Here is a 23,109-nt window from a genome sequence, read left to right on the forward strand (position 1 = left end):
CAATGTATCCCAAATCAAGACGGGGTTGGCCGTCATGACCGATTGAGACGTAACCGCCTGCAAAATCCATATCTACGGACAGATAGACGGGTTTTGTATAGTCCAGCAATGCTTGGAGTTCTTTAAGCTCGTTTGGTTTGGCTTGGTCGTTGCGGTCGGCTTGTTTCAAAGCCTCCAAACGGGCAGATTGTTGATCGTTCAATTCAGGGCGTGTCGGCTGAATGAAGGTGTTCAATTCACGCTCTTGATAAGGGACCAAATCAACATTTGCCTGAATCCATTTCCAACCTTTTGCAAGAACATCTTGGCGCACCTGTTCCAGCTTTTCGTCAACAAGTCGATCCAGAATAATGGTATCCAGAAAATAGACATCTTCCCCGAATAGGTCTTCGCGGATTTTACCGCCTGCGGCTTCATAGGCTTCACGGCCAACGAATTGAGTGCGCCGGTCGTCCGCTGTGTTGGCTTCCGCCATCAGGCTATTTTTGATTGTGTGCTCTTGATCGCCTCCCCATGATCCATTCAGCCGGTTGAAGGTCTCGGTTTGTTTTTCCTGATCGTCGGTGATTGTGTAGACCGAAGCGATATCAAGGGTAACGTCTCCCTGTGCCAATGCATCAAGAATGCACTCTGCGAGGTTAGCAAGGCGCAACCGGCCTTTGACGTGGCGGACGGTTTTTGCAAATGCGATAGCGATTTTTTCAACGGAAAAGCCCTTTTCCTGCATGATGCGATAGGCTTTGATTTCCTCTGACGGGTTGAGGTCTTTACGGGCGGTGTTTTCGGCATTGGCCCATTCAAGGGCTTGTTCTTCATTCTCTGCCACCCGCACGGCAACAGGGAAGCTTGCAATAATTTCTTTGGTTTCTAGGAGCAATTGCAGGGCACGCAAGCGCCGACCGCCTGCAACAATTCCGATGTTTTCACCTTCGGAAATACCGACAAGATTTTGAATGAGGCCGCACGCTTTGATTGATTGGGCGAGGGCTTCGACCTCGGTTTCATCAACGATCTGGCGGGGGTTGATATCGGACAGGACAAGTTTGGAGAGTGGGAAGGTTGGAATAGATTTGATTTCTGATTTCTTAGACATGATTGCATACCCCTATGCTTTTTGGATTTGACTAATTTTGGTGAATGGCTTTTGACGCGTGCATGACTACGGTTTCCCAATTGTCGCAATTGAAGAAAGCGACAAAGGATTTTACCGAGCTGAATGAAAGGCTGAGAGGTGCGCTGTCTGGCTCGTTTGGGAGAAATTCGTAACCAATCCAGCGCCCATTATTGAGGAGGGAAAATTCGTGTTCGCTGTTCTCACCGAGATAGGTGATTTTCAGAAGGTCGGGAGAAACAAAGCATTTCCGATTGCTCCACTCTTTTGTTGAGTTGACGAAATCGAGAAGGTTTCCAAGGCTTAGGTTTTCATTCGCCATTGACGAACCAAGAAAGCCTTTTGTTTCTGGAACGATGGACATTATTGAGCCTCCGCAATGATTTTGTGGCTACCATTAACAAGCTCAACTGGAACGTTCCGGCCTTCGGCTCTAAAACTTTCAATTCGGTCTTGAAGACGATTGTAAGTCTCAGCAAGTTGCGGCGTGACAATTGCACCATTCCATAGACGTTGACCGGTAAAAATCGGGCTGCTTTCGCTGGACATCGTTAAAACCCTTTCGCTTTTTAGCTCGCCGTTTCGGGCGGGCCTCTTCACAAAGGGACGGTTTAATGTCCCCTGACATTAACCGGAGCGAAGGGAGGAGGGCATAGCCCGACGAGTGGTCAGACAGGGCGCAGTCAAGGGGGCAACGAGGCGATTGGAGCGGGCAGGGCGTAGCCCAACACGGTTGAGCCTTGGAGCCACGCGTAGCGTGCTTGCCCCTTGACTTCGAGATGGCTGATTGCTTGGCGGAAAGAATAGGGAAGGGCGGCTTTGCCGCACCGATTGGTCGCAAGGCCCTCTGTCTGCAAGGGATCGTCACCGACCGGCCGAAACCCCGCAGGGGGTTTGGGGAGCTACGCGACTAGAGCCTGTTCGCCGGGCGGCGTATTCTAAATTCGGAACTTTCTGATCGAAAACTCGTTCAGTACTTAATCGCTATTTCCCATAAAAAGCGATCGATCCGCATTGCATGCCGACTTGATGAATTGCCAAACTGCAGACTGCCCGGGAAATCGGTGAAGATCTGTCGTTGCCGAGATCCAGTATGTTCGATCAAACCAAAAATCAGGCAAGACACGAACCAGGTTGTGATCATTGGCGACATAGTAAGGCAAAATGGCAAGACCGACGCCAGAGATCGCTGCCTGCAACTGAGCGAGAAGCGTGGTTCCGCGGAAGACAAACTTCAGATTTTCACCGATTTCCCGATGATAGGTGAGCGCAGATGAAAAAATGAGATCGTCGACATATCCAATCCAGAGATGATCGCGCAATTGCGATTGTTCAATGATCGGCTCGCTTCGCTTCAGATAAGATTTGGCTGCATATATGCCCAAACGGTAAGGGGTTAACACCTGTTTTATAATGTTTTGACCATCGGGCTCTTCCATATTGACACAAATATCTGCTTCGCGTTGCGTAACCCGACTGAGCTTGGTCAGCGTCACCAACTCCAATTCTATGTCCCTCTCGATCACCCAGTTCGAGAAAATACGTGAGAAATAGGTGTTACCGATCCCTTCAGTCACTCCAACCCTCACGCATGGGCGAAAGGGCGTCGTATCACTGAGACTTGCAGTCGCGGCGAGTTGAAGTTGACGCTCACATTCCTCCGCAAAGGGAAGAAATGTCTTCCCCTCACGTGTCAGCTTAAAGCCATCATTATTCTGAGAGAACAGGCGCTGGCCTGTAACCTTTTCCAGTTGGGCTATGCGGTTTGATACCGTGACATGCGATGTCTGAAGTTCGTGCGCAGCACCCGTCAATCTCTTCCGCCGAACAAGGGCCAGAAAAAACTTGATGTCATCCCAATTGAGCTCGTTCCAATCTCTCGGCATCGTCTGTCTCCGATCAGCAGCAATGGAAATATAGCTTCAGCAGCTTCCGATGTCTTTGTAAATATTTTTACACCTCACGTAAGTTCTCTGCCTCTAACCGCAGAAAACCAAACCTGCTAGCGTTTACGGAGATCGAAACACAAAACAGATTTCACACCGGAGAATACCACATGCAAGAGGCTATCCAGGCGAGCGTCATACAGAACAGACCGGCCGAGAAGCATGATCGACAGGGCAACATGGATTTTATCCTTGGGACCCTCACCGAAGAAGCGGATCAGGGTGCAGATCTGGTGGTCTTTCCAGAGGTAAGCATCACCAACTTCTTCCAGCATGGTCTGGGCGGTGCGCTGGATCTGTGGCAAACAGCAGCTATTGACCTTGAAGCCGATGAAATCCGGGCGATCTGTGACGTTGCCCAGAAACACAACCTTCACACCATTGTCGGCTTCAACGAGAGAAGCGATACCTATGGCGTTGTTTACAACAGTTGCGCGCTGATTGGACCGCAAGGCGTAATCGGGATATCCCGAAAACAGAATTTTCCGGGGATCGAAAAACTTTACTATACGCCTGGCCCAAAGGTTGAAACTTTTTCCTGCGCCCTTGGCAAAATCGGCATCGTCATTTGCTACGACGCATTGTTTCCCGAAATTGCGCGCAAACATTTTCTCAATGGAGCGGATCTAATCATCTTCGCCTCCTCCTTCTGGAAAGGTGGGGACAAAGGCGGCGTAGGAGACCCCGAAACCAAACGAGAGCTCTGGCGCTCCCTTCCTTTCGTCACAGCCGTGCAGAACCAAGCTTTTGTGCTATCGGCAAACGGCTGCGGGGCGCTTGAACTTGGCGGGGGGCTGGGCGTCTGGGAACGAATGGGATTCAGCCAAATTGCTTCACCACTAACGGGAATAATGTGCGAAGCAGGACAGGATGAAGGCATGACCTTACGTGCCGAACTCTATTCCAAAGAGCTGCTCGAGGCGCGTTCAAATTATCATTTTATGTCTGAAGTCCAAACACGGCCCAGCGGTGCGCTGGCCGACTGAATGAGTACACATAATAACAAAAGCAACAAGCTAATCACATCACCATCAGAGGAGTACCAACTCTATGAAGAAACTATCTTATTTTCTGCTCGCCGGCATCATGACTGCCAGCCTCGCGGTATCTGCCAAAGCGCAGGAATATACCTTCACGTTTGCCCACGTCCTGCAAGAAGCAACACCCAACGGGCAGGCTGCTATCAGCTTTGCCAAGGAAGTGGCCGAAAAGTCTGACGGTCGTATCCAGGTCAATGTATTGCCAGCAGGACAACTTGGCGGCGATGTTGAGATCAACGAGCAGCTTCAGCAAAATCTGATCCAAATTGCCATTCCGCCTACCGCGACATTGGGGAATTTCGAGCCCCGACTGCAGGTGCTTGATCTTCCATTCATTCTACCCGGTGACGAAGCCATGGCTAAGGTTCTGGATGGTAAAGTTGGTCGGACAATTCTAGATACACTCGACCAGCATGGAATGTATGGTGTCAACTTCTGGGGCGCAGGCTTTCGGCAGATCACGAATAACATTCGTGATATCACCTCACCGGCCGACCTTGAGAATATCAAAATGCGCACGATGCAGGCACCAGTAATTCTCGAACAATACCGGACTTGGAATGCCCGTCCAACGGCTATGGCTTTTGCGGAGGTCTATAGCGGCCTACAAGCCGGTGTTGTGGAAGGACAGGAGAATCCGATCGCAAATATTATTGCGATGCGTTTTTACGAAGTGCAGGACTATCTGACCCTATCCAATCATGCTTATCATGGTTATGCGGCAATCGTGAACAAAGAGGCATGGAACGCCCTGCCCGAAGATTTAAAACAAGTCATGACAGAGGCTTTCGACAATGCTCGTGACTTGGCCCGCAAACTCACAAAAGACTATGAAGCCGAACAACTTGAGAAAATCAGCGATCAGATCTCCATCAAAGAATTGTCGCCCGAAGAGCAAGAGGTCTTTATCAAGGCAAGCTACCCGGTCCATGAAGCCTTTGCGGATGAAGTAACACCTGAACTCATTCAGGCCATTTACGAGGTAACTGGTGCTGGTCCAAAATAGGAAATGCAGTCAAGAAAAGGGGCGATGATTGCCCCTTTTCATAACTTCCATCCCTTTCTTAAAGGCTGGCCAGATGATTTCATGGATTGATCGACTATTAGCTCGCTTTGAGAGCTTTGCGATGGCTTTTTGCATGGCATTGGCCATCTCATTGACCTTTTTGCAGGTTGTTTTGCGCTACGCATTCAACGCCCCTCTCTACTGGACCGAGGAAGTGGTGCTCTACTCCATCGTCGCCATGAGTTTCATTGGCATTAGTTTTGGTTTCAGTCGTGCAAGTCATATCTCGGTTGATATTCTAAAGGCCTTCATGCCTAAGCGCTATGAACGCACATTGCGGATCATTTCACTTATATTGGGTGCGGTTTTCGGCCTCACCGTGCTTTGGCTGGGCTGGCGCCTGACCGCCGTGACCTTCAGCAGAGGGCAATTGTCTCCCGCTTTGCGCATCCCCATGGCCTATGTCTATGCCGTCATTCCGATTGCTGGGGGCGCAGCGACCTTCCGCTACTTGCTCAGCCTTTTGTTGGCATTCAAGCAATCAGACGACACGCCGCACGCCAATGAAACGCCTTCGCTGATGTAGCGCAGCCCTCCGTTTATCCAATTCTGATCCGGTTCCGTCCGTCCTCTCGTCTCTTAAGGCCAGCCAGCATGATCCCCGTTCTCATTGCCTTGTTCATTTTCCTCCTCTTGTTCGGTCTGCCCATCTTTGCAGCACTTGCGTTGTCCGTAGCCGGAGCCGTCTGGAGTGTCGGCCCGCTTGATCCAGTCATCATGCCCATGCGCATGTTCTCCGGTATGAACAATTTCTCACTAATGGCCATCCCTTTCTTCATTCTCGCGTCCGAGTTGATGCGTATTGGTGGGCTATCACAGCGACTGATTAATTTCGCCGAAGCACTGATTGGTTGGGTTCCTGGCGGTCTTGCTGCGGCGGCTGTGCTGTCCTGTCTGTTCTTTGGATCGATCTCCGGCTCGAGCCCAGCAACCGTTATCGCTATTGGCTCGATCATGTTTCCAGCCCTCGTAGAAGCAGGCTATTCAAAACGCTTCTCCATTGGCCTTCTGACGACAGCTGGAACACTAGGGCCAATCGTACCGCCAAGCATTGCCCTTATTATTTACGGCGCAGTAACAGGCACTTCGGTCGGCAATCTCTTCGTCGCCGGTGTTCTGCCTGCAATTCTGATTGGCGGTTTGCTGATTTTGGTATGCATTGTCTTTGCTCTTCGGGAGAAATATCCACGCAGTGCATTTCCAACTCTTGAAAAGGTGAGTTCGTCATTCAAACAGGCCGCATGGGGATTGGGCCTTCCGATCCTTATGCTTGGTGGCATCTATTCAGGCGCCTTCACACCAACTGAGTCTGCTGCTGTCGCCTGCGTCTACGGACTGTTTGTAGGGATGGTGGTTTACCGTCAGATCGGATGGAGCGAACTTTTGGAAATCCTGAAATCGTCCGGAACGATTTCTGCTGCCCTATTGCTCATCACAGCAGGTGCAGCCGCATTCTCGTGGTTGTTGGCCTTTACCGGAACTCCGGTTCAATTGTCTCAGAATGTGCTTTCGCTCACGGATTCGCCAGTGTGGGTCGTAATGCTATTTAACGTCGTGATGCTGATAACAGGCTTTTTCCTTGACAGTGCATCGGCCATTATCGTTCTTTCTCCCCTGTTGCAGCCCATTGCCCTGAAAGTCGGGATTGATCCAGTTCATTTTGGAGTCATTACGCTCGTCAACTTCTCCATTGGCATGCTGACGCCGCCCGTAGGCCTCAACCTCTTTGTTGCGATGACAGTATCCAAAATGTCGCTCCAGGAAGTCTTCAAGGCATGTTTGCCCTTTATCTTGGTTATGCTCCTGGCCTTGGTAGCAATCACATACATTCCGGTCATCAGCATGGGGTTACCCAATTTGATCGTGAACTGATACGAGACATTATGAATCCCGGAAGACACGCCTATAAAACTGGCCTGATGAGCAGTATCGGCCCAGGGACTAAGCCGCTCCGCGGCAATGTCGTTCGGCATATTCGGTGTCATTGATCATAGTATTTTGTGGCTGGCCCTCTTGGGTTGACGATTGGTTTCTTACCCATCGTCAGACAGGAGGTTTCCATGACAGAGCAGAAGACGACAGCATTACGTCAGCGCATGATTGAGGATATGAACATCCGTGGATTGTGTGACAAAAGCCAAAAAGCCCATATCCGCCATGTGAAGCATTTTGCTGCATTCCTCGGGCGACCTCCCGATGCCGCCACACCGGAAGAATTACGCTCCTATCAATTACAGATGACCAAGGATGGTGTATCTTCGACCACCTTTAATGCGCGCATTATCTCGCTCAGGTTCCTTTTCAGTGTCACCTGCGGACGCGAAGAGATGAAGCGGTATATGCAATTCCATCGCGAAGCTCGCAAATTACCCATTGTTCTCAGTGCCGAAGAAGTGGCCAGTGTTTTGACCGCAGCTCCCGGACCTGGGCTCAAATATCGTGCAGCTTTGGGGATCAGCTACGGTGCCGGACTGAGGGCTGCAGAGGTCTGCAACCTTAAGGTTTGCGACATCGACAGCGATCGAATGTTGATCCACGTGGAAAATGGCAAAGGAGGTCGAGACCGCAAGGCCATGCTTTCACCAAGCCTTCTGGATCTGTTGCGCAACTATTGGCGAGAATCTCGCCCCGAAGGCTGGCTATTTCCCACCTCTCGGCGGCGCTTCGCTTGCCTGCCGGTCAGNGTGAGCAAACCAAAGATCAACCCTCTATCACCGCGACAATTGAACAGAGCCTTTACATCGGCCAAACATATGGCTGGCATCAAAAAAACAGCGACTCTGCATACGTTGCGCCATAGCTTTGCCACCCATCTGTTGGAAGCGAATACGGATGTGCGGATTATTCAGGTCCTGCTGGGCCATGCCAAGCTGTCAACCACGGCCCGGTATACCCAAGTGGCAACCAAAACGATCCAGAGCACGGTCAGTCCCTACGAACAGGTCAGGCTTCTTCAAAAGGAAGCACTCCGACAAGACGAGGAGTAAAAGGCTGAAGCAGCAGCTCGGCCAAAGCTGGAGATAGCCGATATCTTTCGAAGATATGGTCCTGCATGGCGGCGGGCCAATGAAGGGCACGTCAGCCTTGACCGACTCAAGGTGATGTCAGCAATAGAGACCTGCCGAACCGAAGCACTTGGCGGGCACGTGGCAGCATGCGCCAAATGTGGCCACTATCACATCGCCTACAATTCCTGCAAAAACCGGCATTGTCCGAAGTGTCAGGGACCTGCTGCACGTGACTGGATGGCGGCACGGGCCGAGGATCTACTGCCTGTCGAGTATTTCCACCTCGTTTTCACCCTGCCTGCTGAGATTGCTCAAGTTGCTTACTGGAACAAGCGAGCTGTTTATGGACTATTGTTCAGAGCATCGGCAGAAACGGTGAGAATAATTGCCGCTGACCACAAACGCATGGGTGCCAGGATCGGCATGACAAGCGTGCTCCATACATGGGGCTCAGCACTGACCCACCATCCTCACATCCATATGATCGTCCCGGGTGGTGGCCTATCACCAGATGGCACAAGGTGGGTGGGCAACAAGCCAGGCTTCTTCCTCCATGTACGGGTGTTGTCCCGGTTGTTCCGCAGACTGTTTTTAGAAGGAATGCTGGCTTTGCATCAAGCCGGACAGCTCGCCTTCTTTGGTGATCAGGCCGGACTGTCAGAACCGGAGGCCTTTGCCATCTGGCTGGCTCCATTCCGCAAGACCGAATGGGTTGTCTATGCCAAGCCACCCTTCGGCGGCCCCGAAGCCGTTCTGGCCTATCTCAGTCGTTACACCCACCGAGTGGCCATCTCCAATGCCCGATTGATCAACGCAGATGCTCGGGCCGTGACATTCCGCTGGAAGGATTATCGTATCAAGTCGGGGGATCGACAGAAGGTCATGCGGTTGGCCACCTCTGAGTTTATCCGCCGATTCCTGCTCCATGTCCTGCCCACCGGGTTCCATCGGATCCGGCATTACGGGTTCCTCGCAAGCGCAAACAGGAAAGGCAATATCGCCAAGATCCGGGCTGTGCTCGGAGTGGAACAACGGCCACAGGATCAAACTGATGACATAGCTCCCGAGATCATCCCGCTCACACTGCGAGAGCCGTGTCCATGTTGCGGTGGGCCAATGCACATCATCGAGATCTTCCGGCGTGGCCAGAAGCCCCATAATAGACCAAAGTCCCGCGCACCGCCCAAGGAGCAAGCCGCATGACGAGATCCATAATCATAATTATTGAAGTGAACCGGCGGCTTCAGCAATGCTGGATAGGAAGCTATGCGGCCATTTCCTCCGATGCCAAACCAGTGCTAGCAATCAAACCCCATCTGCCGGCTGTCTGGATGAACAAATCGATCGCCACGGGCGGATCAACATCCTGTCTCCTATCAAATCATGCGCTTGCCGTAGCCATTGCTCTGACGCTCAGAATGCTTTCCCCATAGATCAAACCAAGACCCTCTCGGCTTCGTCCTTGGGAGGATTGTCAACGCGGGCCTTACCAGCCAGCCTAAAGTCACGCATCGGCCCGCATCGAAAATCCTTCACCTATCCCGCTATTCGCTTACCGACGAACACAGCACCTCCATTTCGTTAAAGCCGACGTTGACTAGTCTCGCGGCAATTCGCATCTAGCATACGAACAGCTACGCACCACGAAGATTCTCTCCAAGCCTTCTTGAGCCGCTGTTTTCTATCTTCGCGATCAGACGTCAAGAAGTGCGGCGGCCTTGTTCTATTTGAAAAAGAGCAACCTTAAAACGAACCGTGAGGAACAAGGCGAATTTAGACAGCGTCGCGAGGCCGATGAGAACCGCCGACCAATGGAGAAAGAAGGGTAAGACAGCTTCGTTGAAGTCCCACATCGATAGGGAGTATTGAAATGCCAGCCTGTCCCAGAGCCCCACGACCATGCCACTCTTCAATGCCTGAACTGAAATTGCCAAGGCTGTTACCCATCCCGCAATCTTCAGCCATCCGGGAAAGTTACGCTTTCCAACCAGCATCAAAGCGAGTGAAAGAATTCTGTTCCAATTCACCCCGACATGCATCGCAGAGAGAGCGATGGCCCAGTAGGCCGAGAACCAGTGAATCTCTTGCATGATAAAGATGCGCGGTAAGGGCAATATCGTTGTCAGTGCCCGCGATAGAAAAATGCTACTGACCAGCAGCGAGAACAGAGCAATCGCCAACAAGATGCCAAGGGCAAGATTGAACAACCGCTGAGGATTCCAATTCCCCTTTGGTAGGTTCTTCCACCAGAACAGATTGTTTGCGACATGGCGAAGGATGAATATGAGAAATATGGTGCCAACCAGCTCATGCACTCCGTTACCCAGCCACCAATAAGAAAATCCCAAGACCAGAAGTCCAAGCAGCAGTCCGTCCAGCATCAAGCGCGGCAAAGGCCTTGTCCATTGCACACTCATTGACCAAACTGCCGAGCGTCGGAATAGGTATACATATAATGACGGTCCTGCCGGGACATGTGGCAGGAGCGGCAGCGTTCCGTATTCTCATCCAAGTTGATTGTGCCATCGGGCCAATACCATTGGAACTGCCAGTCATCGGTCCGGCTGCGTTCATCATAGTCGGTGCCGAAACCTTCCCCCTTCTCCATCACGAACAGGCGATAGACACGGCCCTCTCGCCAATCCTGCAGGATCACCTGAGTCCCATCTGGCAGCTCCTTGCTTGCCTGCAACGCATCGAGCGCTTCGCGGGAAGTATACATATATTCGGTCACATCGCCTCGTGTGACAGTGGAATAATGAATGAGGCCATCAATCGTTTCACTGTCCGGAAAGCGTACACGGTTGGGTTCGGCAATGGCAGCAAAGGCCAGCAAGCCTGAAAGAGCGAGGCTGGCAGAAAGGGTGGCGAGTGGCTGTCTCATATAATCTCCCTTGGTGTCGGTGCGCTCGGCCTTTCAGGCTCGAGACTCTCATTCGATAAATGTAGGTCCTCCTAACCGTATGATTAGGCGGTCTATACGCATAAGCCCTATTAGTATTTTCGATTAATCTGAGAAGCTGGAAGACGATCGTGGGGTGGTCAATTAATGAGGACAATCAATTTGGTGTCGGCTATAAATCCATGCAACAGACCCCCTTCCAGTAATTCGAAAGAAGGTTGGGAAATTATGCGCATCGGTAGCCGCCAAGCTTTTCAAACAAAGCCGCTTGGTGCGTTGCTTTTCAGCGGTTGATGCCACGTGCATTGAAGATAAACGCGGCTAAGAGGATCAATCTCCGCTGGCAGTCCCGCTGGCAGGCAATGATCGAGATGCTACAAATTTGGTTGTAGCACTTGTTCGGGAGATAGGTTGCATTCCCGTCATTACCAGGAATATTGCAAGCGCGGGTCTATTCCAGCGAGGAAACCCTGCATTTTGCACCAATACCGGCGTTGAGCGATTAAGCGAGATCCTGTTTCAGAGTGGAGCCAGACTTGCAAATTGAAGACAGAAGAATTCGCTCTGAACTGATGTGGAAGAGGCATCCACGGCATCAGTTGACCTCATTGGCTTCAAATAGTTTCGAATGAACAAAAATAAGCAACCAAATCAAAACACGCGTTGTATATGCAACTAATACCATTACGGCAATATAGTCAAAATAGTAAACTACAGCAGGTTCCTCAAAGTTGAAAAATGCAAAATCGACTTGCAAAACCAGATATGCCATCATTTTACGGCTGATAAAAACGTAAACTCCATAGACACAGAGAGCGAATGTGACAAACGAACTGAGCTTTCGGATGAGCGATCGTTCGGAAATTTGCCAAAGTCGCGAGAGGAAATCTGCCAACATCTTCCAGTGCACCCCCAGATGTATGGCAATAAGGATTTGTAGCCAATGAACACTTGTCATGTGAACTTTTCGTACAAAATCTGACGAACTATGAATAAACAGATCAGGCAGCACGCTTTGCGACAGCATAAGCCCACTAATTATGGACGCAAGGAAGAGAGAAAAGAGTGCAACATTTGTAAGTATTTTTAATATTTGGAATAAGTCATAATCTCTTTGGAAAATTCTTTTCATCCAATAAAAATTCAAAATCAAGTGTTCAATTGAAATCGCCAAAAAAAGAATTCCAAGTATCTCATGCGTCTTTTCTCCCCATAAGTGAAATCCCATCAGGGATCCAACAATAAAAAGCATCATTAAATCTTGAATAATCTGCAGTATGTATTTTCTTTTCACGCTACAAACCTACTCTACAGAGATGTCATTCAACCAATTAACAAGAATGTCTTCGGTTGAATTTTTTGCTACATCATCTCTTGATATGCTGAATGCATCGGTTTCAACATCTGCATTTGGCTGAAGAGATTGGATTGCTTGTACCGTTCCCGAAAGGCGACTTCCTCCATGAGTGGAAAATGGGATGATCTTTTTTCCGCTAAAGTCATTCTCTTCCAAGAAGGTGTATAGTATCATTGGCATTTGGTACCACCAGATAGGGTAGCCAACAAATATCGTGTCGTATTGGTCCAAATCAGGAATTGGTCGTTGAATGGCAGGCCTTATTCTGTCGCCTTTCTCTTTACTCGCCAAATCAACTAAGGGCTCATGGGCGCGTGGATAGGCACGAGTCGGCTCTATTCTGTACAAATCGGTGCCCAGTTCGTCCCCGATCAGTTGAGCAATATACTGGGTGGCACCAAAGATCTGCTGGTTCTTTTTCAAAAGACTTGCACCGGAAACAGCGTCTACTCCGTCTAGAGAAACATCTTCAGGTTGAGAAAAATAAGCTACTAGTATTTTGTTCTGACGAGAACCACTGTTATTGTCGTCCGCGTAAGCTGGTAACAGTGAAAACAAAGCCATTAAAGATACTAAAACTTTAGCATTCAAAGACCTGAAATTCTTCATAATACTTTTCCTTTTCATTGTTATTAATTATGCAGTTCAACTATTCAATTAAATGAACTGCATATGTTCTACACAAACAAAGGAGTAGAACCACCAAGGCCCCATTTGTTAGGTTCGGCCGTTACGGAATTAAGGCCCGGCCACAAGCCTGCCTCGCTATTCGCGAGGCAGATATTCTTGAGCTTAATTTGTAGGTTATTCGGCTCGCAGTGAGTTGCTTCGAGATGTCTCACTGCCTTAAAACTTCTGCTGACAATTTCTAAAAGCTGGTTTTTGGATTGAGCAGCTTCATCAGCTCAGCATCGTAATCAGTTTTGACTTGGGGCCGATCGTCAAAAATCATCGTAGCGCCGCTTTCTCTAGAATAGACAGGCCATTCAGGAAGGCCGGACACATTTGGGTTCCCGGTTTTGGCGAAGGCCACCCAGGCCCGGCTCATTTTGTCGGCGAGTGCCTTGGCTTCGTCTCCATTGCCGTGAGCGGTCTCGGTCAATGCCAGACTGTTCATCACAAATGGGATTTCCGACGTGTGATAAGACATGGCAAAGCCGCCCAGTATTGGAGTATCCCACGCAAACAGATAGTTATAGACCGGAGCCCCTTTCTGATCCGCTTTCAAGCGTGCTGTTTTTAATGCGGGAATGCGCAGAAAGCTGTCCACATACAATGCATCAGCGGGATTGCGGTCTGGGTAGGCTGCCGCAAAGGCCTTACCAATTGCATCGGCCCGATCGCCATACAGGGTATGCATTTTCTCGCTGACCTGCTCCATGGTCCAGTTATTTTTGTTATCTAGTTGTGCTTTATTCATGTCTCCAAACAAAGCAAAGATCGTTGTCCACTCGGTCATGTTGGAGCCAATCAGCAGCGGAACGTCCTTGGCGAGGTTTGGATACTTCTCTCCGACAGGCTCATCCGGGATATATCTGCCGTCAGTACTCGGCGCCCAAGCCAAGCCAATGCCATTGCCCATGACTGATAGTATTTTTTGCTCTTTAGCAGTTTCGTTCAGCGCTTTTTGGCTGGCTTCGGCGATGGCCTGATAGGAAAGCGTGTTTAGCTGATCAACATTTTCAGGCTTGATGTCGAGATGTTGCAAGGTCAGCTCTGCCACCCTGGCAGTGGTTTCCGGAGGTAACAGGGTCATACCCATACCTTCCACCGCGCCACTCTCAACAATCGCCTTATGAAAGAACCCCTTTGCAGCGGGTGTTGCCATAAGGGTCAGAACCTTTGCACCGCCACCGGATTCACCAAAGATGGTGACATTATCAGCGTCTCCACCGAATACGGCGGCATTGGCTTTCACCCATTGCAGGGCGGCAACCAGATCCAATACGCCTTCATTGGCTGAATGGGCATATTGTTCTCCATATGCGGACAGATCCAGATGCCCCATAACGTTCAAACGGTGGTTGACCGAGATAACCACGACGTCACCCGTTCGGCTCAGATTTTCTCCGTCATACGCGTAGCTTTCAATGGATGAACCGCCAGAGAAGCCGCCGCCATGCAGCCAAACCATGACGGGGCGTTTTTGTCCGTCCGATATGGAGGGTGTCCATACGTTCAAATTCAGACAGTCGTCGCTCTGCTTCAGGTGTGGGCCGGAAAACAGGAAATTTTCTAGAGGGTTGGCCGCTACTTGAGGGCAAATGTTGCCAAACGTCAAAGCAGGACGCAGGTTGTTCCAACTATCCGCAGGCTGCGGATCTTGAAACCGCTCCGCCTTGGCATACGGGACGCCACGATAGGTATAGATCCCATTATGGATAAAGCCCTGTATCTTGCCCGACTGAATCTCCGCAACGGCGATGTTCGGGGCGGCTATTACACTATCGTTCGTGGCATGTGCTGAGTGCGCTACGCTCAGTACCAAAGCAATAGCAAGCATGCTTGATTTGAGTGTTATCATTTTCGTGCTCCTGCACATTGATTCACTGTTTACAAAGAATTTGAAACCATTTGATTTCCTGTGGTTTCACTGCCTTGTCTTTTGATTGCTTTTGGGTTCATTTGAACCCATCCGGCTCCATATGATTTGGAAGCGTTTACCCGATAAGCGAGACCGGTAAATCAAAGGCCGGTCATTTTCATCAAGGCTGCCGGAAGGCGATCTCCGGTGATGGCAATTGCGTCTGCTGCCTTGGTGAGTTGCTCAACGTCCGTTTCGCTCAGAGTCAGCGAAAGGGTGCCGAGGTTTTCGTCCAGACGGTGTTTCTTGGTGGTGCCGGGGATCGGTACGATCCATGGTTTCTGAGCCATGAGCCAAGCCAGAGCGACCTGTGCAGGTGTTGCTCCTTTCTCGCTTGCCATCAGACGGACCTGATCGACCAGCGCCAGATTGGCCCTGCGGGCTTCGGGGGCAAACCGCGGGACAAAATTACGGAAGTCATCCGGCGCAAAAACTGTGTCCATGGTGATCTGGCCAGTAAGGAAACCGGCACCCAGCGGACTGAAAGGAACAAAACCGATGCCCAGATGTTCCAAAAGATCGAGGAGCCCCGCCTCGGGGCCACGCCAGAACAGGGAATATTCGCTCTGTACGGCTGATAAAGGCAACACGGCATGGGCACGGCGGATGGTGTCAAGACCGGCTTCGGACAGCCCCCAATGCAGAACCTTGCCTTCGCGGATCAGTTCAGCCATGGCACCAGCGACATCCTCGATCGGAACGTTCGGGTCGACGCGGTGCTGATAGAACAGGTCTATATGATCGGTCTTGAGGCGTTTGAGACTGGCTTCTGCAACGGCCTTTACATGCTCCGGTCGGCTGTTGGTGCCACCGCGCCGCTCGCCGGTTTCAAGGTCGATATCGAAGCCGAACTTGGTGGCAATCTTCACCTTGTCGCGCACAGGAGCAAGCGCTTCGCCAACAAGAACTTCGTTGGCGAATGGGCCATAGGCTTCGGCTGTATCGAACAGAGTGACGCCCTTGTCCACTGCACCCCGGATCAGGGCGATCATGGCATCATGATCGGCTGCGGGACCATAGATTGAGGTCATGCTCATGCAGCCGAGACCCATTGCTGAGACTTCAAGAGAACCAAGCTTACGGTTTTCCATTTTTGTATTCCTTTATTATTGAATGTCTTGAGTGTCGGGTGCTGGACGCAAAATTAACATCCACGAGACCAAGAGAGCTGCGAGGACGAACAGCGCTCCCCCTTGCAGGGCGTGTGCGGTCCGTTCCGCAATGGCCAGACGTGTTGCTCCTGATGTGGAGGTGAGAGCGGCCAGAGCCACCAGCAGGGCAAGACCGAGAGACGATCCAAGCTGATGGGCGACATTCACCATACCGGAAGCGGCTCCCACATCCTCTGCCTTGACTCCGGCAATACCGGATGATGTGAGCGGCGCCATGGCCGCCCCCTGACCAAAGCCGACAAACACCATCGGCAACATGATTTCGGTCCAGAGGTTGCTGTCTGTGCCCAGCAGCGACAGCCAGGCGAGCCCCACACCACAGGTCAGGTAGCTGATGATCAGCACGGGGCCCCGGCCAAATCGTGCAATCATCTTTGGCACATTCATCGCGGCGAGGAAGTTTACGAATGTCGCAGGAAAGAATGCCAATCCGGTTTCGGCAGCGCTCAGCCCCAAAACCTCTTGCATATATTGTGCAACGAAGAAGTAGAAACTGACATTGGCACCAAGAAACAGCACCCGGGCTCCATAGGCTCCACCCCGCTCGGCGTGGGTCAGTAGCCGCAAAGGCAGCAGCGGTTCGTGAACTCGCGCCTCATGAACCAGAAATGCTGCCAGAAGAGCAAACCCGAGAGTAAGCACGCCTACGGATCCCCAATTGCCCCGGCCTTGTTCTGCGGCATGAACGGATGCAAAAACCAGAGCCCCTAGGCCTACCGTTGACAGAACGGCTCCCACAACATCGATCTTTCCGGCAAAGCGATCCGTTTCCTTGACGTAGCGTAGTGCGACGATCAACAGGCCGACACTGATCGGAAGATTGATGAAGAAACCAGCTCGCCAGGAAATTATATCAGCCAGCACGCCACCAAGCACCATGCCGAAACTCGCTGAAACCCCGGCGGCGGCGGCATACCAGGCAACCGCACGATTGCGCTCTTCTCCGGCTGGGAAGGTAACCTGCAACAGTGCCAAGGTTGACGGAGCCAGAATGGCGGCACCCAGTCCCTGAACAGCACGCGCTGCGATAATGAATCCCGCGCTTTGTGCAGAGCCAATAGCCAGAGATGCGAAGGCAAAGATGCTTAATCCCAGCATATAAATGCGACGCCGGCCATAGAGGTCTCCCAGCTTGCCGCCCAACAGCAGAAAGCCGCCAAAGAACAATGTGTAGATGCTGGACATCCATGTCAGGCCCGCATTGGAAAAGCCAAGGTCCGCCTGCAATCGCGGCAAAGCTGTCAGCACAATGGAAATATCGAGAACGATCATTGCGTAGCTAAGCACGACCAGAGCCAACACTGCCTTGGTATGAGAAGAATTGCTTGTTTGTTGCATTAAGTGATCCTGAATTTGGTCTTTGACCATGTGGGCCTTGAAGTAACTATATCTTCTGGATTATTGATCGATTAGAGTGATAATTCAGGATGTCGTTATTAGAATAGAGGCATAATCAATGCGACGCACCTTCAATGAACTCTATGCTTTCACCGTGGTGGCTCGTCACCGCAGCTTCACGCGTGCGGCAGCGCAATTGGGCATGTCACAGTCAGCTCTGTCCCAAACCGTAAAAAATCTTGAAGAAGGACTAGGTGTCCGACTCTTGACGCGCTCCACTCGCAGTGTGTTTCCAACAGAAGCTGGCGAGCGATTGCTCTCCCGCCTCGGCCCGCAATTTGACGACATGGAAGAGGCTTTGGATGAACTCAACAGTGCTCGGAAAAGCCCGCGGGGAACCATCCGGATCAGCTCGGGGGAACACCCTGCCATAGCAGTGCTGCAGCCAAAGCTCACAGACTTCCTCAAGGACTATCCTGACATCTCCGTGGAAGTCGGTGTTGACGGAGGCATGATCGATATCGTCTCGGAAGGTTTCGATGCCGGGGTTCGGCTCGGGCAACAGGTTGCCAAGGACATGATCGCAATACGCATCAGCGCCGACATCCGCATGTGCATGGTGGCCACCCCGGACTATCTGTCCCGATATCCAGCCCCCTCAAGCCCAGAAGACTTGACCAAGCATCGCTGCATCAATACCCGTATGCCGACCCATGGTGGTGTCTTTGCTTGGGAGTTGATGCAGGGTGATGAAGAAATCAAGGTTCGGGTCGAGGGACCTGCGACGTTCAACAGCCTTCCATTGCGTTTGGCTGCCACACTCGATGGTGTAGGCATTGGCTATTTGCCCTTCGACAGAGTGGATGCTCAGCTCGCCGAAGGGCTCCTGTTACCGATTTTGGAAAGCTATTGGCCAACATGGGACGGATATCACCTATATTACCCGAACCGTCGCCAGATGAGTCCGGCCTTCCGGCTTTTGATCGATCACCTGCGCCATCGCTAACGGCAATGCTCGGCACCTATTTGGGGGCAGTATTGCCCAATCCCTTCTCTTCGATCCATTCTGTCGCGAGATCAGCGATTTGCTGGTTGTTCAAATCGGAGAAAATGAAGTGAGTGTTGCCATAAATCCCCAAATCGGGCAAATGCACGAGCGAGGCATCCCCCCCATGACGATTGATCGCATCGACCCAAAGGCGCGCCATGGCAAGGCGTGTACGCCAATTGTCCAGCCCGAAATCATCTGTCGGATCATCTGGTATATTGTCACCATAATAGACCACGATCGGAATTCGCGTGAGCTTGGCGAAATCCTCTAAGGAAACCGCCTCGGGCTTCAACGTGCCTGCAGAGCCGGAGATTGGCTCAGGCATTTCATTTTCCGGAAAGACATAGCCGCTGCCCGGTTCATAGGAAATGATGGCCTTCACATTTGGGTTCTTGATCGCCGTCAGCCAACCAGGTCCACCTGCCTGTGAGTGCGTGACAAGAATGGCGGGGCCGGTTTTGTCGACCAGAGCGGATACGCCGTCACTGACAACCTGAGGATCAAAAGCGCCTGTGTTGGGCGTGACCGAGCGGAAAAACTCGGCCAAAGAGGCCTCGGATGTATCGAACTGGACCTTATCGAAATAATTGGGCCACTGACCGATCCGGAACATGTCGAAGAACAGCTGGTCATATGCGGTCGGTTTAACCTCGGCTGCGACTGTACTATTGCCTGCTCGCCCGCGCCGCGGCTGATCTATGGTGTGAACGGAAAAATGGCGACGAAGCATCAATGTCTGGAAGCCTTCGCGACCATCAGCTGTGGTTTCCCAGCTTTTGCCTGACTGGAAAGCACCATGCCAAAGAACCAGAGGCAGCTCTCGAGGCGCTTCTGGAACCTGATAGAAGGAATAGGCATGATCACCATGGAAGGTCTGCCCAGCAGACTTCAAGGGTGCCTTGCTATCGAACGTGCCGGGTTCTGAAATAACGGCGCCGCCAGCGCTGAAACTGCCTTGATCAATGATCGTCAGTGGCTCGAAGGCCATGCTTGAGGAAGCCAGTGCCAGACTCGCTGTTGCGGCAAAAATGAGGGTACCTAATCTCATGGAGGATCCTTGTTTCGAGAGGTTCATGAAAGAGATCTTTCAAAAAACCTACCTCAAGCAATGCATCCCGATTAGCCGCTTCTTCCTGATCAAACCTATTAGCTAAACTGAACAATAAGAGGTCATAGTGTCGGCATTCATTCAATTTTCTTATATCCTTTAGAAAGACAACGCAGCTAATCAGACCTAGCCGGTCACCCTAATGTTCTGCTGTAACAGTAGCGACAGAAGAAGGGAAAGTGAGCCATGGCTCCAAATCACCAAGATGCAGGTTCGGACCGATATCCATTGAGGCTCCTTGTAATCGCGACAGCCTGTTTTGCACTGGGGTTGGGAGAAGTGAAGGCGCAGCAAGGGGCTATGCATTTGCCCTCCCCAACAGTCGCGGCAAATGCTCCGCCGGGTATACAGCCTTTGACGCCGGATAGTACGATCAGTGACCTGCTGAACCACCCAGACTTTCGTGGTTTCGCCCGACATCTGCTGCCTTGGGCCGACACGCGCTATGACGAAAGCCTGCCGTTGAGACAGATCTCCCGCTTGCTGCCTTACCATAGTTCTGTTGACCCGGAAACCGTTCTGTCTGGCCTCAACCGCCTTGTCGAACTGAACCGACAGGGTGTCTCCGTGTTCCACGAAATCTATTCGGAGCAAGAACGGGTACAAAAACCAGACCTTGATGAAGCTGGACTTTTCTTTTTCCCCGGCAAGGCTGGCGCGCCCTTTGCACTTATTGCCCCCGGTGGGGGCTTTTCCTATGTGGGGTCGGTACATGAAGGTTTCCCCTATGCAATTTCATTGGCCGAGCTGGGCTTTAATGCCTTTATTGTGACCTATCGAACCGGACAAGGTGGTAGAGCAGCAACAGAAGATATGGCACGCACGGTGGACTATATCATGGCCAATGCGGACGCCTTGAAGGTTGCTAGTGCGGGCTATTCGGTTTGGGGCAGTTCCGCCGGTGCCCGCATGGCAGCCTACCTCGGAAGCCACGGCCCCAGCGCATTTGGAGCGAATACGACCAAGCGCCCGAGCACCGTCGTTATGGCCTACACCTCGCATAGTGATTTGGGTGATATAGAGCCGCCGACCTATGCAATTGTTGGCGAGCGCGACGGCATAGCACCTCCAGTCAACATGCAGCGACGAGTCAAGGCACTGCAAAATCTGGATACCGATGTGTCTTTCCGCATTGTCCCCGATATCGGCCATGGTTTTGGCGCTGGCACAAATACGCCTGCACAAGGATGGATCAAAGAGGCGGCTGAATTCTGGCAAGCACATTTGCCGGACACCGTTTTACATCCCAAGACACAAACCAACCCTCGGGGAAACCGCAATTGATGACATCGAAACAGATTGGCCGCCGTGGTGCCCTTACAGGACTATTGGTCTCGGCTTTTGGACTGGGAATGGGAACTGCGTTCACCTCTCGGGCTAGTCAAAATCGCACAAGCCATGGATCATCCTCCACGCTTGTCGCCTATTTAAGCCGAAGCGGTAATACCAGAATGATTGCCGAAAGCCTGGCCCGACAATTGAACGCTGACCTGTGCGCGATCAGAACAGTGGAACCTTATCCCGAGGATTACGAGGCCCATGTGCTGCGCGCGCACCAACAACAGGAAACAGGCGAGTTACCCGTGCTAGCCGGTCAACTGACCGGTTTTGATCGTTATCGATCCGTTTTTCTCGCATTCCCTGTTTGGGGCCAAAATCTACCAGCACCGGTTCGCAGCTTTCTTGCTCAGTATGACATGGAAACCCGCATTCTCTTTCCTTGCGTTACCCATGGGGGCTATGGCCCCGGCCGCTCGCTGGAAATCCTCGCGCAACTCGCGCCGAATGCCGAGATCAGGCCAGCCTTCATCAAGCAATGCGATTCAGAACGCGAGACACTGGGTCTGCTGCAGGATTGGACTGGATTGGTGATGAAACCCGAAGGCATTCATTCGCCTGACTTATAGGGTCAATGCATAATATCCCGGTAATCTGGCGCAGGAATGGAACCCATATTGATGTTGGAACATGTTTTGAGAAGGCGATGAAACTGCAGTTTCCCTTGAGGAACCAAGCCAATGGTTAAAAATTCGAAACTCGCAGTCATGGCACAACAAGGAGATTAGACATGCAGAACGAAAATGATAAAGCAACCAATGGCGCAATTGCTCGCCGCAGTTTACTGGCTGCGGCTGGTGGCTTGGCTCTCACACCTCTTGCAGGTGCGCTTGCCTCCACTCAGGCTCAAGCAACCTCCCACACAATGGCCGCGGATCAAGGGCGCCGCAAGCTGGGGTCTCTGGAAGTGTCTTCCATCGGGATGGGCGTCCAGAACATGCATCGGGCCTATCCGACAACTATTCCCAATCGTTCCGAGATGCTTAACATCATCCGCACCGCATTTGATCATGGCGTCACATTCTTTGACACAGCTGAAGTTTATGGACCTCATGAGTGTGAGAGAATTCTCGGCGAAGCGATCGCATCATTCCGTGATGAAGTGGTCATCACATCAAAATTTGGTTTCGACGTCGATTTCGAAACCGGCGAACGCCGTGGTGGTCGGAACAGCAAACCCGAGCATATCAAGCAAGCGGTAGAAGGCATGCTTAAGCGTTTATCCACGGATCGGATCGACCTGCTTTATCAACATCGTGTTGATCCCGAAGTTCCCATCGAAGATGTGGCTGGTGCGGTCAAGGACCTCATGGACGAGGGTAAAGTCCTGCATTGGGGTATGTCAGAAATGGGCCTTAAGACCTTGCGCCGCGCTCATGCTGTTCTGCCCGTAACCGCGGTGCAAAGTGAATATTCCATGTTGTGGCGCGGCCCTGAGCAGGATGTGCTTGCAACATGCGAAGAGTTGGGCATCGGCTTTGTACCTTGGAGCCCGTTAGGGGTCGGCTTCCTTAATGGTGCAATTGACGCTCGAACACGCTTTGCAGAAGGAGACTTCCGATCACTTGAAGGCCGCTTCCAACCAGAAAACCTTCCCCATAACCTTGCGCTAGTCGAATTGGTGAAAAACTGGGCTGTTCGAAAGGGCATGCAACCGGGCCAGATCGCACTTGCTTGGCTGATGGCACAAAAACCCTGGATTGTCCCCATTCCCGGCACGACGCAAATGGCCCATATGCTTGAGAATATCGGTTCTACGGCCGTCGAGTTTACTGATGAAGAGATTGCCGAACTCGATAAAGCTGTTCGGGCAATCGAGATCAAGGGAGCACGTCTACCCGATGTCGTTCAGGCTATGTCCGGGGTTGAAGCTCCGGAAAAAAGCTAACGGCTAAAACTTCCGTTTGCATCACGGTTTCATCATCTATCAAGCAGGCCGCTATGTGGCCTGCTATTAAGTTTGAGAGCAAACGGCCCTAACCAGTCATTGGGTGGATGGGTTCTCCGTTCTCGAAGCTGCCATTCGCGCAAACCGCAGCATTTTCAACCTTAGGAATTCAGCTCAGCGGACCTAGCTGTCATAAGCTG

Annotated in this window: 22 protein-coding genes; 11 read left to right on the top strand and 11 right to left on the bottom strand. The window is 51.6% G+C overall.

Going from position 1 to position 23,109, the window contains the following annotated elements; all coding sequences use genetic code 11:
• The 3 genes from C0081_RS13825 to C0081_RS13840 form a co-directional block, all read right to left on the bottom strand.
• Positions 1–1,093 (bottom strand): ParB/RepB/Spo0J family partition protein (locus C0081_RS13825; RefSeq protein ID WP_146006469.1); only part of this gene is annotated, 1,093 nt, incomplete at its 3' end.
• A gap of 31 nt (positions 1,094–1,124) precedes the next feature.
• Positions 1,125–1,475, bottom strand: coding sequence for a hypothetical protein (locus C0081_RS13830; protein ID WP_101534436.1), 351 nt, complete (start codon positions 1,473–1,475; stop codon positions 1,125–1,127).
• A 613-nt stretch (positions 1,476–2,088) separates the two neighbouring features.
• Positions 2,089–2,997, bottom strand: coding sequence for a LysR family transcriptional regulator (locus C0081_RS13840; RefSeq protein WP_101534438.1), 909 nt, complete (start codon positions 2,995–2,997; stop codon positions 2,089–2,091).
• 170 nt (positions 2,998–3,167) lie between these two features.
• Here C0081_RS13840 and C0081_RS13845 point away from each other — a divergent pair, with 170 nt between their 5' ends.
• From C0081_RS13845 to C0081_RS13875, 7 genes are all read left to right on the top strand, one after another.
• Complete coding sequence (locus tag C0081_RS13845; protein WP_101534439.1) at positions 3,168–4,043, top strand: carbon-nitrogen hydrolase family protein; 876 nt, start codon at positions 3,168–3,170, stop codon at positions 4,041–4,043.
• A 64-nt stretch (positions 4,044–4,107) separates the two neighbouring features.
• On the top strand, positions 4,108–5,103 hold the full coding sequence (locus C0081_RS13850; RefSeq protein ID WP_101534440.1) for a TRAP transporter substrate-binding protein: 996 nt from the start codon (positions 4,108–4,110) through the stop codon (positions 5,101–5,103).
• Positions 5,104–5,176: 73 nt separating this feature from the next.
• On the top strand, positions 5,177–5,689 hold the full coding sequence (locus tag C0081_RS13855) for a TRAP transporter small permease (RefSeq protein ID WP_101534441.1): 513 nt from the start codon (positions 5,177–5,179) through the stop codon (positions 5,687–5,689).
• 68 nt (positions 5,690–5,757) lie between these two features.
• Positions 5,758–7,035: a TRAP transporter large permease gene (locus tag C0081_RS13860; protein WP_101534442.1), complete on the top strand. Its 1,278-nt coding sequence runs from the start codon at positions 5,758–5,760 to the stop codon at positions 7,033–7,035.
• A gap of 188 nt (positions 7,036–7,223) precedes the next feature.
• The gene (locus C0081_RS13865) at positions 7,224–8,150 is read left to right on the top strand and encodes a tyrosine-type recombinase/integrase (protein ID WP_101534443.1); all 927 of its coding nucleotides are present in this window, start codon (positions 7,224–7,226) and stop codon (positions 8,148–8,150) included.
• Between the two features lie 27 nt (positions 8,151–8,177).
• The gene (locus tag C0081_RS13870) at positions 8,178–9,374 is read left to right on the top strand and encodes an IS91 family transposase (protein ID WP_101534444.1); all 1,197 of its coding nucleotides are present in this window, start codon (positions 8,178–8,180) and stop codon (positions 9,372–9,374) included.
• Positions 9,371–9,604, top strand: coding sequence for a hypothetical protein (locus C0081_RS13875; protein WP_101534445.1), 234 nt, complete (start codon positions 9,371–9,373; stop codon positions 9,602–9,604). The genes C0081_RS13870 and C0081_RS13875 overlap by 4 nt, the downstream gene beginning before the upstream one ends.
• 267 nt (positions 9,605–9,871) lie before the next feature.
• On the opposite strand, the gene C0081_RS13880 is transcribed toward C0081_RS13875, so the two are convergent.
• The 7 genes from C0081_RS13880 to C0081_RS13910 form a co-directional block, all read right to left on the bottom strand.
• Positions 9,872–10,588 carry a DUF4405 domain-containing protein gene (locus C0081_RS13880; RefSeq protein ID WP_146006470.1) on the bottom strand — a complete coding sequence of 239 codons (717 nt, stop codon included), beginning with the start codon at positions 10,586–10,588 and terminating at the stop codon, positions 9,872–9,874.
• Complete coding sequence (locus tag C0081_RS13885; RefSeq protein WP_101534447.1) at positions 10,585–11,055, bottom strand: cytochrome P460 family protein; 471 nt, start codon at positions 11,053–11,055, stop codon at positions 10,585–10,587. The genes C0081_RS13880 and C0081_RS13885 overlap by 4 nt, the downstream gene beginning before the upstream one ends.
• Positions 11,056–11,668: 613 nt before the next feature.
• Positions 11,669–12,367: a DUF4405 domain-containing protein gene (locus tag C0081_RS13890; RefSeq protein WP_101534448.1), complete on the bottom strand. Its 699-nt coding sequence runs from the start codon at positions 12,365–12,367 to the stop codon at positions 11,669–11,671.
• 9 nt (positions 12,368–12,376) lie between these two features.
• Complete coding sequence (locus C0081_RS13895) at positions 12,377–13,039, bottom strand: flavodoxin (protein WP_101534449.1); 663 nt, start codon at positions 13,037–13,039, stop codon at positions 12,377–12,379.
• A gap of 259 nt (positions 13,040–13,298) precedes the next feature.
• Entirely contained in the window at positions 13,299–14,954 is a 1,656-nt protein-coding gene (locus tag C0081_RS13900) for a carboxylesterase/lipase family protein (RefSeq protein WP_210200509.1), read from the bottom strand.
• 161 nt (positions 14,955–15,115) lie between these two features.
• Positions 15,116–16,105 carry an aldo/keto reductase gene (locus C0081_RS13905; RefSeq protein WP_101534451.1) on the bottom strand — a complete coding sequence of 330 codons (990 nt, stop codon included), beginning with the start codon at positions 16,103–16,105 and terminating at the stop codon, positions 15,116–15,118.
• A 15-nt stretch (positions 16,106–16,120) separates the two neighbouring features.
• Entirely contained in the window at positions 16,121–17,524 is a 1,404-nt protein-coding gene (locus C0081_RS13910) for an MFS transporter (protein ID WP_101534455.1), read from the bottom strand.
• A gap of 118 nt (positions 17,525–17,642) precedes the next feature.
• Here C0081_RS13910 and C0081_RS13915 point away from each other — a divergent pair, with 118 nt between their 5' ends.
• Positions 17,643–18,530, top strand: coding sequence for a LysR family transcriptional regulator (locus tag C0081_RS13915; RefSeq protein ID WP_101534452.1), 888 nt, complete (start codon positions 17,643–17,645; stop codon positions 18,528–18,530).
• Between the two features lie 16 nt (positions 18,531–18,546).
• On the opposite strand, the gene C0081_RS13920 is transcribed toward C0081_RS13915, so the two are convergent.
• Positions 18,547–19,623 (bottom strand): alpha/beta hydrolase, encoded by a 1,077-nt coding sequence (locus C0081_RS13920; RefSeq protein WP_210200510.1) that lies wholly within the window; start codon positions 19,621–19,623, stop codon positions 18,547–18,549.
• Between the two features lie 246 nt (positions 19,624–19,869).
• Between C0081_RS13920 and C0081_RS13925 the strand changes: the two genes are divergently transcribed.
• The 3 genes from C0081_RS13925 to C0081_RS13935 all read left to right on the top strand — a co-directional run bounded on the left by C0081_RS13925 (position 19,870) and on the right by C0081_RS13935 (position 22,909).
• Positions 19,870–20,967 (top strand): alpha/beta hydrolase, encoded by a 1,098-nt coding sequence (locus tag C0081_RS13925; RefSeq protein WP_245417953.1) that lies wholly within the window; start codon positions 19,870–19,872, stop codon positions 20,965–20,967.
• A complete protein-coding gene (locus C0081_RS13930; protein ID WP_210200511.1) occupies positions 20,967–21,590 on the top strand; it encodes a flavodoxin in 624 nt (207 codons plus the stop codon). Before C0081_RS13925 ends, C0081_RS13930 begins: the two co-directional genes overlap by 1 nt.
• Positions 21,591–21,751: 161 nt before the next feature.
• Entirely contained in the window at positions 21,752–22,909 is a 1,158-nt protein-coding gene (locus C0081_RS13935) for an aldo/keto reductase (RefSeq protein ID WP_101534454.1), read from the top strand.
• Positions 22,910–23,109 lie beyond the last annotated feature (200 nt).

The organism is Cohaesibacter celericrescens, assembly GCF_002866925.1.
Taxonomy (GTDB): Bacteria; Pseudomonadota; Alphaproteobacteria; order Rhizobiales; family Cohaesibacteraceae; genus Cohaesibacter; species Cohaesibacter celericrescens.

Excerpts from the sequence above, each read along its gene's own strand:
- C0081_RS13830 (WP_101534436.1), bottom strand. The coding sequence starts at position 1,475 with ATGTCCATCGTTCCAGAAACAAAAGGCTTTCTTGGTTCGTCAATGGCG.
- C0081_RS13840 (WP_101534438.1), bottom strand. The coding sequence starts at position 2,997 with ATGCCGAGAGATTGGAACGAGCTCAATTGGGATGACATCAAGTTTTTT.
- C0081_RS13845 (WP_101534439.1), top strand. The coding sequence starts at position 3,168 with ATGCAAGAGGCTATCCAGGCGAGCGTCATACAGAACAGACCGGCCGAG.
- C0081_RS13850 (WP_101534440.1), top strand. The coding sequence starts at position 4,108 with ATGAAGAAACTATCTTATTTTCTGCTCGCCGGCATCATGACTGCCAGC.
- C0081_RS13855 (WP_101534441.1), top strand. The coding sequence starts at position 5,177 with ATGATTTCATGGATTGATCGACTATTAGCTCGCTTTGAGAGCTTTGCG.
- C0081_RS13860 (WP_101534442.1), top strand. The coding sequence starts at position 5,758 with ATGATCCCCGTTCTCATTGCCTTGTTCATTTTCCTCCTCTTGTTCGGT.
- C0081_RS13875 (WP_101534445.1), top strand. The coding sequence starts at position 9,371 with ATGACGAGATCCATAATCATAATTATTGAAGTGAACCGGCGGCTTCAG.
- C0081_RS13880 (WP_146006470.1), bottom strand. The coding sequence starts at position 10,588 with ATGAGTGTGCAATGGACAAGGCCTTTGCCGCGCTTGATGCTGGACGGA.
- C0081_RS13885 (WP_101534447.1), bottom strand. The coding sequence starts at position 11,055 with ATGAGACAGCCACTCGCCACCCTTTCTGCCAGCCTCGCTCTTTCAGGC.
- C0081_RS13895 (WP_101534449.1), bottom strand. The coding sequence starts at position 13,039 with ATGAAGAATTTCAGGTCTTTGAATGCTAAAGTTTTAGTATCTTTAATG.
- C0081_RS13900 (WP_210200509.1), bottom strand. The coding sequence starts at position 14,954 with ATGATAACACTCAAATCAAGCATGCTTGCTATTGCTTTGGTACTGAGC.
- C0081_RS13905 (WP_101534451.1), bottom strand. The coding sequence starts at position 16,105 with ATGGAAAACCGTAAGCTTGGTTCTCTTGAAGTCTCAGCAATGGGTCTC.
- C0081_RS13910 (WP_101534455.1), bottom strand. The coding sequence starts at position 17,524 with ATGCAACAAACAAGCAATTCTTCTCATACCAAGGCAGTGTTGGCTCTG.
- C0081_RS13915 (WP_101534452.1), top strand. The coding sequence starts at position 17,643 with ATGCGACGCACCTTCAATGAACTCTATGCTTTCACCGTGGTGGCTCGT.
- C0081_RS13920 (WP_210200510.1), bottom strand. The coding sequence starts at position 19,623 with ATGAGATTAGGTACCCTCATTTTTGCCGCAACAGCGAGTCTGGCACTG.
- C0081_RS13925 (WP_245417953.1), top strand. The coding sequence starts at position 19,870 with ATGGCTCCAAATCACCAAGATGCAGGTTCGGACCGATATCCATTGAGG.
- C0081_RS13930 (WP_210200511.1), top strand. The coding sequence starts at position 20,967 with ATGACATCGAAACAGATTGGCCGCCGTGGTGCCCTTACAGGACTATTG.
- C0081_RS13935 (WP_101534454.1), top strand. The coding sequence starts at position 21,752 with ATGCAGAACGAAAATGATAAAGCAACCAATGGCGCAATTGCTCGCCGC.